12 protein-coding genes, 1 tRNA gene and 2 pseudogenes are annotated in these 16,204 nt (G+C 69.6%); 11 read left to right on the plus strand and 4 right to left on the minus strand.

Features of this window, described 5'->3' with window-relative positions; genetic code table 11:
* Positions 1-199: 199 nt before the first annotated feature.
* From ACIBK0_RS18430 to ACIBK0_RS18460, 7 genes and pseudogenes are all read left to right on the plus strand, one after another.
* Positions 200-970, plus strand: a complete 771-nt coding sequence (locus tag ACIBK0_RS18430; RefSeq protein ID WP_399080834.1) for a GntR family transcriptional regulator — start codon at positions 200-202, stop codon at positions 968-970.
* 183 nt (positions 971-1,153) lie between these two features.
* Positions 1,154-2,278 carry a TIGR03364 family FAD-dependent oxidoreductase gene (locus tag ACIBK0_RS18435; protein ID WP_399080836.1) on the plus strand — a complete coding sequence of 375 codons (1,125 nt, stop codon included), beginning with the start codon at positions 1,154-1,156 and terminating at the stop codon, positions 2,276-2,278.
* Positions 2,272-3,009: an HAD family hydrolase gene (locus tag ACIBK0_RS18440; RefSeq protein ID WP_399080838.1), complete on the plus strand. Its 738-nt coding sequence runs from the start codon at positions 2,272-2,274 to the stop codon at positions 3,007-3,009. The genes ACIBK0_RS18435 and ACIBK0_RS18440 overlap by 7 nt, the downstream gene beginning before the upstream one ends.
* Positions 3,006-3,227, plus strand: a pseudogene (locus ACIBK0_RS18445) (ATP-binding cassette domain-containing protein); the annotation flags it as partial. The gene ACIBK0_RS18440 and the pseudogene ACIBK0_RS18445, both read left to right, overlap by 4 nt.
* 246 nt (positions 3,228-3,473) lie before the next feature.
* Positions 3,474-4,253: an HAD-IIA family hydrolase gene (locus ACIBK0_RS18450; protein ID WP_399080840.1), complete on the plus strand. Its 780-nt coding sequence runs from the start codon at positions 3,474-3,476 to the stop codon at positions 4,251-4,253.
* Between the two features lie 151 nt (positions 4,254-4,404).
* Positions 4,405-4,944, plus strand: coding sequence for a hypothetical protein (locus tag ACIBK0_RS18455; RefSeq protein ID WP_399080842.1), 540 nt, complete (start codon positions 4,405-4,407; stop codon positions 4,942-4,944).
* A gap of 1 nt (position 4,945) precedes the next feature.
* Positions 4,946-5,611, plus strand: a complete 666-nt coding sequence (locus ACIBK0_RS18460; protein WP_399080844.1) for a class F sortase — start codon at positions 4,946-4,948, stop codon at positions 5,609-5,611.
* 469 nt (positions 5,612-6,080) lie between these two features.
* On the opposite strand, the gene ACIBK0_RS18465 is transcribed toward ACIBK0_RS18460, so the two are convergent.
* Positions 6,081-6,848 carry a GAF and ANTAR domain-containing protein gene (locus ACIBK0_RS18465; RefSeq protein WP_399080846.1) on the minus strand — a complete coding sequence of 256 codons (768 nt, stop codon included), beginning with the start codon at positions 6,846-6,848 and terminating at the stop codon, positions 6,081-6,083.
* 165 nt (positions 6,849-7,013) lie between these two features.
* On the opposite strand from ACIBK0_RS18465, the gene ACIBK0_RS18470 reads away from it, so the two are divergent.
* Entirely contained in the window at positions 7,014-8,033 is a 1,020-nt protein-coding gene (locus ACIBK0_RS18470) for a glycoside hydrolase family 6 protein (protein ID WP_399080955.1), read from the plus strand.
* A gap of 111 nt (positions 8,034-8,144) precedes the next feature.
* On the opposite strand, the pseudogene ACIBK0_RS18475 reads toward ACIBK0_RS18470, so the two are convergent.
* The 3 genes and pseudogenes from ACIBK0_RS18475 to ACIBK0_RS18485 form a co-directional block, all read right to left on the minus strand.
* A pseudogene (locus ACIBK0_RS18475) lies at positions 8,145-10,046 on the minus strand (galactose oxidase-like domain-containing protein); the annotation flags it as partial.
* Positions 10,043-11,989 (minus strand): glycosyltransferase family 2 protein, encoded by a 1,947-nt coding sequence (locus ACIBK0_RS18480; RefSeq protein WP_399080848.1) that lies wholly within the window; start codon positions 11,987-11,989, stop codon positions 10,043-10,045. The gene ACIBK0_RS18480 and the pseudogene ACIBK0_RS18475, both read right to left, overlap by 4 nt.
* Positions 11,990-12,394: 405 nt before the next feature.
* A tRNA-Lys gene (locus tag ACIBK0_RS18485) sits at positions 12,395-12,468 on the minus strand.
* A 187-nt stretch (positions 12,469-12,655) separates the two neighbouring features.
* Here ACIBK0_RS18485 and ACIBK0_RS18490 point away from each other — a divergent pair.
* The 3 genes from ACIBK0_RS18490 to ACIBK0_RS18500 all read left to right on the plus strand — a co-directional run bounded on the left by ACIBK0_RS18490 (position 12,656) and on the right by ACIBK0_RS18500 (position 16,102).
* Positions 12,656-14,014, plus strand: a complete 1,359-nt coding sequence (locus tag ACIBK0_RS18490; RefSeq protein ID WP_399080850.1) for a peptidoglycan-binding protein — start codon at positions 12,656-12,658, stop codon at positions 14,012-14,014.
* 143 nt (positions 14,015-14,157) lie between these two features.
* On the plus strand, positions 14,158-15,384 hold the full coding sequence (locus ACIBK0_RS18495; protein ID WP_399080852.1) for an SPFH domain-containing protein: 1,227 nt from the start codon (positions 14,158-14,160) through the stop codon (positions 15,382-15,384).
* Between the two features lie 109 nt (positions 15,385-15,493).
* On the plus strand, positions 15,494-16,102 hold the full coding sequence (locus ACIBK0_RS18500) for a lytic polysaccharide monooxygenase (RefSeq protein WP_399080854.1): 609 nt from the start codon (positions 15,494-15,496) through the stop codon (positions 16,100-16,102).
* Positions 16,103-16,204: the final 102 nt, after the last annotated feature.

Raw genomic sequence — 16,204 nt, forward strand, 5'->3', positions numbered from 1 at the left:
GTGCGGTCTTCTGTGTCACCCGTGTCTCCTGTCATGAAGGAGATGACGGACCGGCCGGTCCGCCTGTGCCGCCGGTGTCACCTGTACCGCCTTCGGCGCCACCTGCGCCGTACGGGTCACCCGTGCCCCCTCGGAGTCACCGGCGCCGCCCGTGTCACCTGGAACTCGTGGCGCGAACCCCGTCTGGGACGATCCCCCCGTGGACTACCCGAACGACCAGGCCCCCGGCGCCCCCGTCCGCTCCGGCATCCCGGAGCACGGCCGTATCCCGAAGTACTACGCGGTGAAGGCGCACGTTGCCCTGCTGATCGAGGAGTTGGGCGAGGGGGGCCTCCTTCCCACCGAGCGTGATCTCGCGGAGAAGTACGAGGTCGCCCGCGAGACCGTGCGCCAGGCCCTGCGCGAGTTGCTGCTCGAAGGGAGGCTACGGCGGCAGGGGCGCGGGACGGTCGTCGCGGGACCGAAACTGGAGCAGCCGCTCTCCCTCGCCAGCTACACCGAGGGCGTACGGCGGCAGGGGCGCACCCCCGGACGTACGCTCATCTCGCTCGACCGCTTCCCCTGCCCCGAGGCACTGGCCGCCGAGGCCGGGCTCACGCGGGGCGAACCCGTGTGGCACATGGAGCGGGTTCTGCTCGCGGACGACGAGCGGGTCGGCCTGGAGAGCACGTACGTCGCCGTGGCGCGTGTGCCGGGGCTCGACCGTGACTTCGACCCGGACTCCTCCTTCTACGCGTACCTCCATGAACGGCTCGGTATCGCGTTCGGCGACGCCGACGAGCGGATCGAGACGGTGCTCGCCACCCCGCGCGAGGCCCTGCTCATCGGGACGCCGCCCGCGCTGCCGATGCTGCTGATCCACCGGGTCTCGCGGGACACGGAGGGGCAGCCGCTGGAGCGGGTGCGGACGCTGTACCGGGGGGATCGCTTCTCCTTCACGGCACACCTGAGGGGTCACCTCGACGGCTGATCTCGGCAGATTTCCGCCGATTCCGGGCGGCTTTCGTCCGCTCCAGCCGTGAGCGGGCGGGCCTCGGGCCGCCCTCTTTTTATAACGACAAGATAACAGGTCTAGCCCAAACGTGATGGGCGGTTCACCATCTGGTTGCCGGTCGGATCCTTCCGATTCCCCCGTCCCGAGGAGTTTGCCGCCGTGAGAGTGATAGTCGTCGGAGCCGGAGTGGTGGGCACCCTGCATGCCTGGCATGCAGTGGAGCGCGGCCACGAGGTCGTCCAGATCGAGCGTGAGACGGAGGCCCGCGGGGCCTCGCTGCGCAACTTCGGGCAGATCTGGGTGAGTGGTCGCGCCGGAGGCGAGGAGCTCGAAACCGCCCTGCGGGCGCGGGAGTTGTGGGAGGCGATCGGGGCGCGCGTCCCGGGGCTCGGGTTTCGGGCGTGCGGGTCACTGACCCCCGTACGGGGAGACCTCGAACTGGCCGTCGCCGAAGCCGCTTCGGCCCGCCCGGACGCTGCCGCACGCGGCTACAAGATGCTCACGGCGGGCGAGGCGCGCGCGATGAACCCGGCGCTGCGGGGCGCGTTCGACGCCGCCCTGTACTGCGAGCGCGACGCCGCCGTCGAGCCCCGTACCGCCCAACTCGCCCTCCGGGAAGAGCTGTCGCGGTCCCCGAACTACACCTTCCTGCCGGGGCGCGAGGTCCGTGACGTCGTCGGTGGGAACGCCGTGCGCGACGACCACGGGGACGTGCACACCGGTGACGTCGTCGTGCTGTGCACGGGGGCCTGGCTGAGCGGTCTCGTACGGGAGTTGGCGGGGCCCGAGCTGCCCGTGCGGCGCGTACGGCTGCAGATGATGCAGACCGATCCGCTCGGCGAGCCGCTCACCACCTCCGTCGCCGACGCGGACAGCTTCCGCTACTACCCCGCGTACCGCAGCCCCGCCCTCGACGAACTCGACGCGCACCAGCCGCAGGCCGCGACCGCCGCCGTGCACCGGATGCAGCTGCTCATGGTGCAGCGCGCGAACGGCGGGCTGACCATCGGCGACACCCACGAGTATGAGCACCCGTTCGCCTTCGACACCCTCGAAGACCCCTACGACCACCTCATCGAGGTCGTCGAGTCCTTCCTCGGACGGCCGCTGCCGAAGATCCGGCGCCGCTGGGCGGGGGTGTACGCGCAGTGCACCGACCCGAGCCGGGTCGTGCACCGGCAGCGCGTACGGGACGGGGTGTGGCTGGTCACCGGGCCCGGCGGGCGCGGTATGACCTGTTCGCCCGCCATTGCCGAGACAACCGCCGACGAGCTGGGATGGTGACCGAGTTGAACCCCGTACGTCTTGTCGTCCTCGACATGGCCGGCACCACCGTCGCCGACGGCGGGCTGGTGGAACAGGCCTTCGCCGTGGCCGCCGGAGAGCTGGGCGTCGAACCCGGCTCCGCCGACCACGCCGAGAAGCTCGACCACGTCAGGGCCACCATGGGCGAGTCCAAGATCTCCGTCTTCCGGCATCTGTTCGGCGACGAGGCGCTCGCCCAGCGGGCCAACTCCGCCTTCGAGAAGGCGTACGGGGAACTGGTCGACGGTGGCTGTATCGAGCCGATCCCCGGGGCCCGCGAGGCGATCGAGGCGCTCGCCGAAGCCGGGCGGACGGTCGTACTCACCACCGGGTTCGCCCGCGTCACCCGGGACGCCATCCTCGACGCCCTGGGCTGGCGGGACCTGGTGCCGCTCACCTTGTGCCCGGCGGACGCGGGGGGCCGTGGACGGCCCTACCCCGACATGGTGCTGGAGGCCTTTTTGCGGACCAAGGCCGCCGAGGGCGTCCAGCAGGTCGCCGTCGTGGGCGACACCTCGTACGACATGCTCAGCGGCGTCCGCGCCGGGGCGGGAGTCGTCGCCGGAGTGCTGACCGGGGCCCATGACGACCGGGCGCTGCGCGCGGCCGGGGCCGGGCACGTGCTCGGTTCCGTGGCCGAGCTGCCCGCGCTGCTCGACGGGCCCGCGCTGCTCGACGGAGGCGGGCTGCTCGACGGAGGCGGGCGATGAGCAGCGGTATCCGTTTCGACCGGGTGCCCGCCGTGTACGGGGGCACCACGGTTCTCGACTCGCTCGACCTCACTGCCGAGCCCGGCGAGGTGATGGCGCTGCTCGGGCCGTCCGGGTCCGGGAAGACCACCGCGCTGCGGGCCCTCGCCGGATTCGTGCGGTCCGCCTCCGGGCGGGTGTTCCTCGGCGACCGCGACGTGACCGATCTGCCGCCGTACGAGGACTGGAAGCCGGCCACCGGCAGTTGACCTCTCGCGCACAGCGCTTCACCCGGCAACGCCCCTGGAACCACCGGGGGCGTTGCCATGCCCGCCACGGCGGGGTGCTGGACGGAGTCGCGATCGAGCGGGCCTGACCAGGATGGGCCCGTAGGGTCCTGACTAGGCTGGGGGCGTCGGCACAGCGTCGTTCCGGCGCCCCGGATCGTGTGCGTACGTACGCCAGGACGGCAGGAGACTCAGCACATGTCAGAGCGCAAGCCCATTGAATCGTGGCTCACCGACATGGACGGTGTGCTCATCCACGAGGGTGTGCCGATCCCCGGCGCCGACGCCTTCATAAAGAGGCTGCGGGAGTCCGGCAGGCCTTTCCTGGTGCTCACCAACAACTCGATCTACACCGCCCGGGACCTGCACGCCCGGCTCCAGCGGATGGGCCTGGACGTCCCGGTCGAGAACATCTGGACGTCCGCGCTGGCCACCGCCAAGTTCCTGGAGGACCAGCGTCCCGGCGGCACGGCGTACGTCATCGGCGAGGCGGGCCTGACCACGGCGCTGCACGACATCGGGTACGTCCTGACCGACCACGAGCCGGACTATGTGGTGCTCGGCGAGACCCGTACGTACTCCTTCGAGGCCATGACCAAGGCGGTCCGGCTGATCAAGGGCGGCGCCCGGTTCATCGCCACCAACCCCGACGAGACGGGCCCGTCCACGGAGGGCCCGCTGCCCGCCACCGGCGCGGTCGCCGCGCTGATCACCAAGGCGACCGGCAAGCAGCCGTACTTCGCGGGCAAGCCGAACCCGCTGATGATGCGGACCGGCCTGAACGCCATCGGGGCGCACTCCGAGACCAGCGCGATGATCGGCGACCGCATGGACACGGACGTCCTGGCCGGTCTGGAGGCCGGGATGGAGACGTTCCTGGTGCTCACGGGGCTGACCACGCCCGCGGAGATCGAACAGTACCCGTACCGGCCGTCGAAGATCGTGGACTCGATCGCGGACCTGGTCGACCGGGTCTAAGCGCACACCGGGCGGGATCCGGAGCGCGCGGCCGAACCCCTCCGGCTCGGCCGCGGCTAAACCAATCACAACCCGTACGGAGCAGTCGCGCCCCTCTGAAGATGCGCCCCGCCGCCCCGAGGGGGAGTCTCCAGGTATCTGGAGGTTCACGATGTGCTCAATGCGACTCACTCTCTGTGCCGGGGCGGTGGTCGCGGCCGCGTGCACACCCCTCGCGTACGCGGCCGGCGCGGGCGTCTCCGTGGCGCCGTCGTCCCCGGCCCCCGGCAGCGACATCCAGCTGCGCGCGACGGGCTGCACGGGCCAGGCGGGTACCGCGAAGTCGGCTGCCTTCGTGGCGGACGCGCAGCTCACCGGCCAGGGCGGCGGTGCGCTCCTCGGCGAGACACGCGTGCCCACCTCGCTCCCGCCCGGCACGTACGAGATCAAGGTCAGCTGCGACGGTGACGACCGCAAGGTCAGCGGCACGGTCGTCGTCGTACCGCAAGGCGGTTCGAACCCGGCCGCGCCCGCCTCCCCGGTCGCGCCCGTGCACGCGGGCGGCGGCGGCACCGCGCACTTCGCCGCCGAGGACGCCAAGGCGACCGGACCCGGAACCAAGCAGGCGGTGATCGGCCTCGTCCTCGCGAGCGTCGCCGCGGTGGCCGTGGCGGTGCGCAGCGCACGCCGGGGCCACGACAGCCGCGACTGACATGTCCGAACGAGAGCGTTCCGCCGGCACCGCGCGGCTGATCACCGGTGTCGCCTGGGTCGTGCTGCTGCTCGGGCTGTGGCTGTGGGGCCGCGAGGTGACGGACGTGCGCCAAGGGATATCGGCGCCGACCACGGGAGACATCGCGGCCGTCGGACGGCCGCCGGAGGTGCAGCTGCCGCCCGCGGTGAAGCCGCTGGGGAGCGCGCGACCGCAGCGCATCGACATTCCGTCGATGGGGGTGCAGGCACCCGTCGTGGCCCGCGGGCTCGACACCCGCGGCGCGATCGATCCGCCGCCGTTCGACCAGCCGGGCGTGGTCGGCTGGTACGCGGCCGGGGCGACACCGGGGGCCGCCGGGACCGCGCTGTTCGTGGGACACGTGGACACCGAGACCCGGCCCGCGGTCTTCTACAAGCTCAGCACGGTACGGCCGGGCGAGAGCGTCCGGGTGATCCGCGACGACGGTACGGTCGCCGAGTTCACCGTGGACGACGTCCAGGTCCTGCCGCGTGACGACTTCGACGCCCAACAGGCCTACGGCGTACGCACGTCGGGGCGGGCCGAGCTGCGGCTCATCACCTGCGGCGGCACGTTCGACCGGGCGAGCCGAACCTATACGGCGAACGTGATCGTGTCGGCGTACCTCACGGGAACGGGCCTCTGACTCCCACCGGAAGCCGACGGCAGCCGGATGCGACCCGGATGCGAGCCGGATGCCATGGCGATGAGGGTCCTGCGGGAGCCGTACCGGGCCCGGTCGACGGCCCGCTCCCCCGAAGCCGCCGACCGGGCTGGTCCTCGACCGCGCGCGCACGGGCTGCGGGAGTAACCCGGCGACCGGCGCGGGAGGTGCTGGGAGCCGTCTGCGAGGGGTGGGCGGACGGCGCAACTGGCCAGGGGCTGGGGCCGTTTGAGGCAACCGTAGACCGGATGAGCGTTTCGGCCTAGAGGTTGTTCGACGCCAAGTCGACCATCGGTGGCTGTGTGTCATCCGCGCAGGCCGAAGATGCTCCATCCAAGCTTGCACGAACGCCACGGCAGGCTTTCACGCACGCCGCGGAAGGCTGCCGCGAAGACCGCGGAAGGCTGATGCGAGTGCCGCGGAAGGCTGATGCGAGTGCCGCGGCAGGCTCCTATGGCGACCGCGGCGGCCCGCCCTCCAGATCGCCGCGGTCCACCGAGCCGTCGATCACCCCTGTCGCGATCTCGTCCAGCGGCAGCCGATGCCGGCGCGCGTACTGGCGCAGCGTCCTGAAGACCTGATCGGCCCCCGTGCCCCAGCGCTCCGCGAGCATGCCCTTCGCCTGTTCGATGCGTACACGGCTGGAGAGAGCCATCTGTAACTGCTCGGCCAGGGTGCGGTACTGGGCGTACACCCGGTGGTTCTGCAGCCCGACGGCCGCCGCGTCGGCGAGGACCTGGGCCAGCCGTACGCTTCCGTCCTCCTCGGGCGGTGGGTCGTGCTCGGGGAGGGTGGGCACGAAGACGTTCAGCGCGCCGAGCAGCGTCTCGCGGCGGCGCAGCGGGACCGCGAAGGTCGCGGCGATGTCGTGGCGCAGTGCCCGCTCGGTGAAGTCGGGCCAGCGGGACGCGGCATGGGCCACGCTGATCGAGACCGGCGGTACGGGCCGTCCCGTGCCGTAGCTGTCGAGGCAGGGGCCGCCGTGGTGCTGGACGGCCAACAGGTCCAGGGCGACCTCCTGTTGGCGACTGCTCACCGCGAGCGACACCTCCTCGCCGCCCTCGATCAGCATGATCCCGGCGGCTCGTGCGCCGAGGATCTCCACGCAGTGATCGGACAGGCGTTGCAGATAGCGCTCGGCGTCGAACGCGTCGGACAGCGTGTCCGAGGCCTCCAGCAGGGCCGACGCCAGCAGCATTTCCCGGCTGCCGTGGTGCATGTCCCGTACCCCGATTCTTTTGTCCCCCGTCCGCCTCGCTCAGCTGCGCCTACCCGGAGGGTCAGGGCTGTAACAGCTCTCCGACAAGGGTCGGGCGACCTCGTGGGCGGCGCGGGACGTATGTCAGGATTGAGACTTAGGACGGTGCACCCAAGGGGGAGTTGGATGTACGGCACGAGGAGGGCCGGGGCACGGGCGTCCGTTGCGGTGGCGGGGGCGGCACTGCTGCTCGCGGGGTGTTTCTCCTCCGGGGGCGACAGCGACAAGGGCGACGGTTCCGGTTCCAAGGTCACACAACAGCCCAAGAATTCGGACCCGTTCTGGGTCAATCCGGATGGGAACGCGGCCGAGCAGGTCGCCACGTATGTGAAGGCGGGCAAGAAGGACGCCGCCGAGCAGATCCGCAAGATCGCCGAGCAGCCGACCGGCGAGTGGATCGGGCCGGAGAACCCGGAGCAGGAGGCGCGCGGCTTCACCGAGGCCGCCGAGAAGGCCGACCGCGCCGCGATCCTGGTCCTCTACAACATCCCGCATCGCGACTGCGGTCAGTTCTCGCAAGGAGGCGCCGCGGACGGCAATGCCTACCGGGCCTGGATCGACGGGGTCGCCAAGGGCATCGAGGACCGGCCGGCCACGGTGATCCTGGAGCCGGACGCGATCCTGCACCTGGTCAACCAGTGCACTCCGGACGAGTACCACGAGGAGCGCTACGACCTCCTCAAGGGCGCCATCGCCAAACTCAAGGCCCTGAAGAACACCAAGGTGTACCTGGACGCGGGCAACGTGGGCTGGGGACACCCCGACCAGATCTTCCAGCCGCTCCAGTGGGCGGGCATCGACCAGGCCGACGGCTTCTCCGTCAACGTCTCCAACTTCTACTCGACCCAGGACTCCATCGCGTACGGCAAGCAGCTGTCCGCGAAGGTGGGGGGCAAGCACTTCGTCATCGACACCAGCCGCAACGGCAACGGCCCGTACACGGACGGCAAGGCGGACGAGAACTGGTGCAACCCGCCGGGCCGAGCGCTGGGCGAGAGCCCGACGACCAAGACCGCCGATCCGCTCGTCGACGCGTACCTGTGGATCAAGCGGCCCGGTGAGTCGGACGGCACCTGCAAGGGCGGGCCGAAGGCGGGCCAGTGGTGGGCGGACTACGCGCTGAAGCTCGCGAAGGCTTCCCGATAGCGGCCCGCACATGACTGGGGGCGCCCCCCCCCCCCCGGGGGGGGGGGGCCCCCCCTCACCAGTAGCGCGGAGAGATCCCGGCCCCGATTGCCCACGGGGCGTGGGGCGGTGACCCCAGTCCTGCCGCACACACAGAGAATTACAGCCGGATTCGACGAGGTTGTGGTTCTTCGGCACGGTCACCGTGATCCCGTTCTTCGTCTTCTGGAAGTCCAGCGCGATGGACCGCTGGTCGACGTCGGTGACGTGGGTGGACGCGCTCGGCCGGATCAGCCGGGCCGTCTTGATGGACGACGCGTGCTGCGAGGTGAACGTCGCCGACGCGCCGCGGGCGATCGTCTTCGGACCGCCGGAGAGCGAGGGCCGAGAGTCGCGGAAGAGGTACGGCGGCGTGTAGATCTCGATGCGCTGCTCGAACGTGGCGGGCTTGGTGTTGGCCTTGTCCGCGTAGAGCGAGTTGGAGCCGAAGAACATCACGCGGCCGTCGGGCAGCAGGATCGAGCCCGAGTGGTAGTTGCGGCCCACCAGCGGGTCCGCGACCCGGTCGAAGGTGTTCGACGTGGGGTTGTAGATCCGCGCCTGGAGGACGTTGGAGTCGCCGCGCCCGCGGTAGTCCTCGGAGCCGCCGGACACCAGCACGGTGTCGTCGGGCAGGATCGAGGACTGCGGATAGCGGGTGCCCTTCTCCAGCTCGGGCCCGTCGACGAACTTCGGGTTCTTGGCCTTGAGGTCGATGAGCCGGGTCTTCTTGCTGGACAGCTTGGACTCGCCGACCCCGCCGCCGCCGATCACCATGTACTTCTCGTCCTGCGCGGGCGGCAGCAGCACCGTGCCGGAGGTCTCCATCATGTTCGGGTCGCTCAGCCCGGGCAGCTTGGTGAACTTGTTGCCGGCCAGGTCCCAGACGCCGGGGTCGCGGCCCACGTCGTCGGGGCCGTAGCCCGCGTTCGAGCCCGAGTAGAAGAGCTTGCCGTTCTGCATCAGGGAGATCGCCGGGTAGGTCGGGAACTGCCGGATGCCCTTGGTGTAGGTCCACTTCTTGGTCTTCGGGTCGAAGACCTCGTTCTTGCCCGGGACCAGCTGCCCGATCTCGTCGAGGCCGGAGAGGCTGAGCACCTTGCCGTCCGACAGGGTGGTCAGCGTCGGGTACCAGCGGGCCTCGTTCATCGGGTCGACCTTGATGTACCGCTCGGCGACCGGATCGAACTCGTACGCGTCCCGGATCCCCTGGAAGTCCTTCTTGTCCAGGGCGAGCTTCTGCGCGATGCCGTACGTGTTGCGGGCGTCCGTGCCCGTCAGGCCCTGGATGCGGTAGTTGTCCTGGGTCCCCGTCTCGTACTTCTGGCCGCTCTTCTGCGCCTCGACGTAGATGCGGCCGAGGCCCGGGTCGTTGCGCAGGAACTTGCCGGTCGCCTTGTCGAAGACCTTCTTGGCGCGCGGTACGAGCACCGGGTCCTTGGAGACGAACGTCTTGCCGTTCTTCTTGCCGGTGAACTTGGTGCCCGCGGGCAGCGTGATCGGCTTGTCCGGGTTCTCGTTGTGGACCACCATCAGGCCGCCGGCCTTGGTGACGTCACCCTTCAGCGTCTCGTACCGCTTGGTGCCGCCGGCGATCAGCAGATTGCCGTTGGCGAGCTGGGTGTGTCCCGTGCAGAACAGGTCCGCCGGCGTCGGGATCTTCTTGATGGTGCCCTTGACCGGGTCCCAGATCCGCGTGTCGAACTTCTTCGCGTCGAAGTTGTCCTGATTGTTGCCCGAGCCCGCGATCAGCAGGATCTTGCCGGTGTGCAGCAGGGCCGCGTGGATCGTGTTCAACCGGTACTGCTGGGGGAAATTGATGATGTCCCAGTGACCGTTGTCGGCTTTGTACTCCGGCTTGTTGATCGTGTACTGGTGGTACTTGTCCGTCCCGAAGCGATACAGCCACGGCCCGTTCATCCCGGCCAGCGCGAGCACCACCACCCCGGTTATCCCGAGGCGGCGGGCGCGGCGGCGGCGGGCACCGTCTTTCATTTCTTACTTCCCCCAAGGGTGATCTGCATCGTCTGGTCGTTCCCGCCGGTCGCGGCCCAAGTGGGCTTGTGCTGCGGCGAATGCGGGGCGTGTTGTTCCTGCTGCGGCACGGAGGCCTGGGGGGGAACGGTTGCGGCTTCGGGCGGCGCCGGGGGCTTCTTCCGCTCCTGGCGCATCGCCCAGCGCCAGGCGAAGATCGGCGACGCGGTGATCAGCAGGGCGAAGGTGGCCCAGGTGATCATCGCGGGGTGGGAGTGCCCGAGCATGACACCGGCGACGATGGAGCCGGCGAAGACCAGAATGAAGAACAGGTGGATCCGGAAGGTCCCGAACAGCGTGTCGGGGCTTGCCGAATCGCCCTTGGGCGTCACCACGAACTTGCTCTTGCGGCGCAGCACGGCGTCCATCAGGGACCGGGCGTAGATGGGCGCGGAGAGCGCCGACATCACCATGCCCGCCACGCCGCCCGAGCCCTCGGGCTCGTGCGGGGAGACATTGTGGCGGCGGTTCCAGATGTACAGGCCGATCTGCAGCGCGGACGCGTTGCCGTACAGCATCAGCCAGACCGTCGGGTCGATGTTCACGCCCGAGGCGCCCAGGCCCAGGAACAGCGCGCAACTCAACGCCGCGAGAATCCAGTTGAGGGCCGACATCGGGTAGAAGATGATCATCATCGTGTAGTTGAAGAGCTTGCTCGGCGGCAGCGAGTAGAAGCCCTTCCAGTACTGCTTGAGGATCGTCTCGTAGGTGCCCCTGGACCAGCGCAGCTGCTGGGTGAAGAAGTCCGTCCAGGCGTTGGGGCCCTCGCCGACCGCGAGCACGTCCGGGGTGTAGACCGAGCGCCACTTCTTGCCCGTGGCGGGGTTCTTGTGGCGGTGGATCTCGAAGCCGGTCGCCATGTCCTCGGTGATCGAGTCGTACAGACCGCCGATCTGCTTCAGCGCCTTGATGCGTACGGCGTTGGAGGTGCCCACGAACATCGGCGCGCCGTAGGCGTTGCCGGCCCGCTGGATCAGCGCGTGGAAGAGGAACTGCTGCGACTCGGCGGCCTTGGTGATGGGGTTGTCGTAGTTGCCGTACACCTGCGGGCCGATGACGAAGCCGATGTCCGGGTCGCGGAAGAAGCCGAGCATCCGCTCCAGATAGTTGGGCAGCGGCACGTGGTCGGTGTCGACCGAGGCGAAGTAGTCGTAGTCGTCGCCGTGGGCTTCCAGCCAGGCGTTGTAGTTGCCGTGCTTGGTCTTGGCGCGGTGCGGGCCCTTGGCCTGGTTCCACTTCGCGACGCCCTTGCGGGAGAAGTGGTGCACGCCCAGGCGCGCGCACACCTCCTTCACCTCGGGGTCGTCGCCCTCGTCGAGGAGCCAGACGTGCAGAAGGCCCCGGTGGCGCAGCTTGACGGCCGCCTCCAGGGTCTTCGTCACCATGGCGAGTGGCTCCTTGCCGGGCACGAAGGAGGTGAGGAAGGCGACTCTGGTGCCGGTCTCGGGCACCACCGGGATGGGGTCGCGGGCGACCAGGGTGGCGTGCGCGTTCGACAGCACGTTCATGCAGCGGAAGAACTCGATCAGGCCGATCGAGACCAGCATCACTATGTCGAGGGCCGGCAGGAAGTCGTAGGCCGGGTAGTCGCGTTCGGTCCAGTGCTCGGGCTGGAGCAGCCAGCCGAGCAGGATCAGCGAGAGCAGCGGCGCGGCGCCCAGCATGAGCGCGGCCCTGATGCGGTGCGGCTCCTGCGACAGCAGCGAGCGGTACTGCACCTTGTACGGCTTGTTCGGGTCGGGCTGTGTGAGGGGTCCCGCCAGCCGGCTGTAGTGCTCGTAGTCGTATCTCGGAAGCGACTTCTTGATCCTGCGGAAGCCGCCCGTCCGGTGCGATGGCACCCTGAGCTGGGTCGTCTCTGACGGGTCGAAGTTTTGCCGGGCGCCCGTCGGCGTCGACGTCATGAGTCATCCCCCCGCACGCACGGTCAGGTGCGTGTTCGTCGGTTCCTGTCGTCTGCTCGGGTCCCCCTCGACCGTCACAGACGCATCACTGGCAGGCCAGCGTCACCACATCATCCACACCCTATAGACATGGAACGACGACCTTCCGGTTGCATGATGCCCCCCTCGGCATCTGTTCATGAACGAGGCCCCCAACCCCCCACGCCCGCAACCGGCCAAGCCCCCAACCGTCATGTATCGACAGTCCCTTGAAGCCCAGGGTTCTACGCCGTCCATCATGATCGCAAGATGCGAAACGCGGTGTTAACCGGTCATACGCGCTCATTGGGATGCGTGTACGAGGCTGAGGTCGGCGTACGCGTACGACGATGGGGCCCTCGCAGCTGCGAGGGCCCCATCGGTCGGTGCGCCGCCAGGGACTCGAACCCCGGACCCGCTGATTAAGAGTCAGCTGCTCTAACCAACTGAGCTAGCGGCGCCTGCTGACCCGAGAACTCTACCCGACAGAGTGGGGTGCTCCGGACTGCCGGGGGGAGGGCTCCGGACCAGGTCGGAGGGGTCCTGTACATCGTTCGGACCGTCAACATGCGACACCGGAGGACAGTTGAGAAACTGACGAATGTGCAGAACTGCGGACATTTCCACCTGGAGTGTGAGGGGATTCGCATGGCGGCTCCGGTATTCGAGGAATTCGATCCCGCGAGCGACTGCGACTGCCCCGGATGCGTTCACTGGCGGCGCGTCATGCCGTGTTCCTCGCCTTCGGGGCCCTTGGGCCATCCGGCGGCGCGCAAGGCGCTCGTCCTCGCCGCCGCGGCGGGCACCGTCCTCGGCGTGGGCCAGCAGGTGCCGGCCGTCGCGGTCGCGCACGGACCCGCCCGGCCGGGCATTCCCACAGGTGACGAGCCCGACACTCCGCAGGGCGGCAAGGCCCCGCTGCACGGGCCCGCCGGCAAACCGGCGAGTCCTGGAAAACCCTCGAACGTGGCCAAGGTGCCCACGACCACCCGGGCCGAGATCATCAACCGGGCCAAGAAGTGGGTCGCCGCGCAGGTGCCGTACGACATGTACGTGTACTGGCCGGACGGGTACCGACAGGACTGCTCCGGCTTTGTCTCGATGGTCTGGGGCCTGCCGGGAAACGAATGGACGGGCACCCTGAGCACCCTCGGCGAGCGGATTTCCCGCGACCAGCTGCAGCCCGGCGACATTCTTCTCTTCCACAATCCCGACGATCCCGAGAAGGGATCGCACGTCGTCCTCTTCGGCGGCTGGACGGACTACACGCACAGCTATTACCTCGCCTACGAGCAGACCCGCCCGCACACCCGGAAACAGGCCACCCCGTACGCGTACTGGAGCAACTCCGACCGCTATGTGGCCTATCGCTACAAGGGGCTGACCGAGGGCGGCGGCGCGAGCGCGTTCTCGTCGGACGCGAAGAGCACCGGCTATCCGGGAGACGCGTACTTCGGTCCCGGCGCGAACAACGCATACGTCACCCAGCTGGGCCGCCTCCTGGCGGAGCGGGGCGCGGGCCGCTTCTACGCCACGGGCCCGGGACCGCGCTGGTCGGACGCGGACCGGCAGGCCACCCGGGCGTTCCAGCGGGCGCAGGGCTGGGCCGGAGCGGACGCGGACGGGATGCCGGGGGCCGAGACGTGGTCGTACCTGGTGGGCAGGAAAGGCAAGGACGTTCCGGGTGCGGTGACGGGTGACTCCGGGGTCGAGGGGCCTCCCGGGGCGAAGGGTTCCACGGATACTTCGGGCGCCTCCTCGCACGGGGTGGCCGGCTATCCGGGGCGCGCGATGTTCCGGCCGGGCGCGCACAACGAGTACGTCACCCGGCTCGGGAAGCAGCTGGTCAAGAAGGGGTTCGGCAAGTACTACACAACGGCTCCCGGACCGCGCTGGGGCGAGGCGGACCGGCGCAACGTCGAGGCGTTCCAGCGCTCCCAGGGCTGGCGCGGCGGCGCGGCGGACGGTTGTCCGGGACCGGAGACATGGCGGCGGCTCTTCTCCTGAGCACCCATTCGAGTGCGTACGACATCCCGGGTTCCGGGCGACATCCCGAACCCGGGCGAGATTCCGAAGCCGGGTGACATCGCACAGTCGGGCGACATCCGAGTTCTTACGAAACTTCCAGGCGCGGAGGCATGGAGGCACGTATGAGTACGACGACTTCACACAACCCGGAGTCCGAAGGGGCAGAGGCGGGCTCGGGCGCATCGGCATCGGCTCCTGTTTCGGCAGTGGCACCGGTATCGGCGCCGGTATCGGCATCGGAGGGCGGTGGTACGCGGTCCGCGCGGCTCATCCAGAACGAGGCGACCACCGAGATCCCCGTTCACCTGCTCTTCCGTGACGACCCCGAGCCGGTCTCGGTGCCCCTCGCGCCGGCCGTCGTGGGCCGGCGGCGCGGCACCGGCGAGCAGCCGCGGATCCGGCGGCCCGCACCCGGCAGGGCCCCACACCCGGTCCCGGAGGTCGACCCCGAACTGGTCGAGCGCCCGGCACGGGTGCTGCCCGGAGCGGCGGGAGTGCTGGCCGGGGCCTGTGGTGTGGCCGGATGTGTGCTCACCTCGTGGTGGGCGGGCGCGCTGCCGCCGCCCGTCCTCGAGGCGCTGGAGCTTCCGGGGCGTGCGGGCGCCGGGCTCGGGCCCGCGCAGTGGGCCGCGTATGCAGGGGCCGGGGCGCTCGGCCTGTTCGGCTTCGGCGGGCTCGCCCGGGGCCGGACCGGACGGGCCTGGGTGCTCGGTCTCTTCGGGCGCTACCGCGGCACGGTCCGGCGCACCGGACTGATGTGGGTGAACCCGCTGGTGCTGCGCCGTCGTGTCGACGTCCGGCTGCGGCACTGGCGCAGTGAGCCGATGTCCGTGGTCGACGTGAACGGGGTCGCGCTTCGGGTGGTCGTGCTCGTCGTCTGGCGCGTCAAGGACACCGCGCGCGCCACGCTCGGCGTCGAGGACCACCAGAGGTATCTGCGCGAGTGCGTGGAGGCTGCGCTCTCCCGGGTGCTCTCCCAACTTCCGGCCGAGGTGCCGCCGGCCGTCGTCAAGGACGTGACCCTGCGCAACACGGACGCGGTCGGCGAGGCGCTGACCCGGCTGATCGCCGCCGACACGGCGCCCGTCGGGCTCCAGGTGTTCTCGGCCCAGCCGACCCGGATCGAGTACGCGCCCGAGGTGGCCGCCGTGATGCAGCGCCGCCGGATCGCGGCGCTGGACGCCCAGCACCGCGACTCCGTGCTCACCTCCGTCGTCGACTCGGTCGAGGACACGGTGACCCGGCTGACCATGCGGGGGCTGGTCGAACTCGACGACTACGAGCGCAAGGCGTTGGTGAAGGACCTGACGGTGGCGTTCTACACGGGGCGCAGGGAAAGCTCACCGTGATTGGTATGGACATGTTCAACTACCGGCAATAATCTGGAACTTGGTCTAGACCTGAACATCGCGCGCACAGCTCACGAGAACTTCCCCCACGTCCTCCAGGAGCGGCAGCATGCGCAAAGCCAAGTTCTACGCGGCCGCGCTCGGCCTCGTCACCGCGGGCACCTTCGTGCTCTCGACCGGCGGCGCCAGCGCCCATGGCTACACCGACCAGCCCCTCAGCCGGCAGAAGATGTGCGCCGCCAACGGCGGCACCGTCGCCAACTGCGGTGACATCCAGTGGGAGCCCCAGAGCGTCGAGGGCCCGAAGGGCTTCCCCGCGGCCGGTCCCGCCGACGGCCGGATCTGTTCCGCCAACCACACCAACTTCAGTCAGCTCGATCAGCCCAAGACCCCCGCGGGCACGGCCTGGCCGACGACCAGGGTCACCAGCGGCCAGAGCTACAGCTTTCGCTGGCAGTTCACGGCCGTGCACGCCACGACCGACTTCAAGTACTTCATCACCAAGACCGGCTGGAACCAGAACCACGCGCTGACCCGCGCCGACCTGGAGACCACCCCGTTCCTGACGGTCCCCTACAACGGACAGCGCCCCCCGTCCACGTTCTCGCACACCGGCTCGCTGCCGACCGGCAAGAGCGGGCACCACATCATCCTCGGCGTGTGGACGATCGCGGACACCGCGAACGCCTTCTACTCGTGCGCGGACGTCACGTTCTGACGGCGCCCGATTTCTGAGGATCTCTTGAGGCGCGGCCGCGCTACCCGCGGGTATGTTCCCTGCACGCCGACATGACCATGACGGCGTGCAGGGAACTGCAGC

This window comes from Streptomyces sp. NPDC050564, assembly GCF_044457265.1.
Classification (GTDB): Bacteria; Actinomycetota; Actinomycetes; order Streptomycetales; family Streptomycetaceae; genus Streptomyces.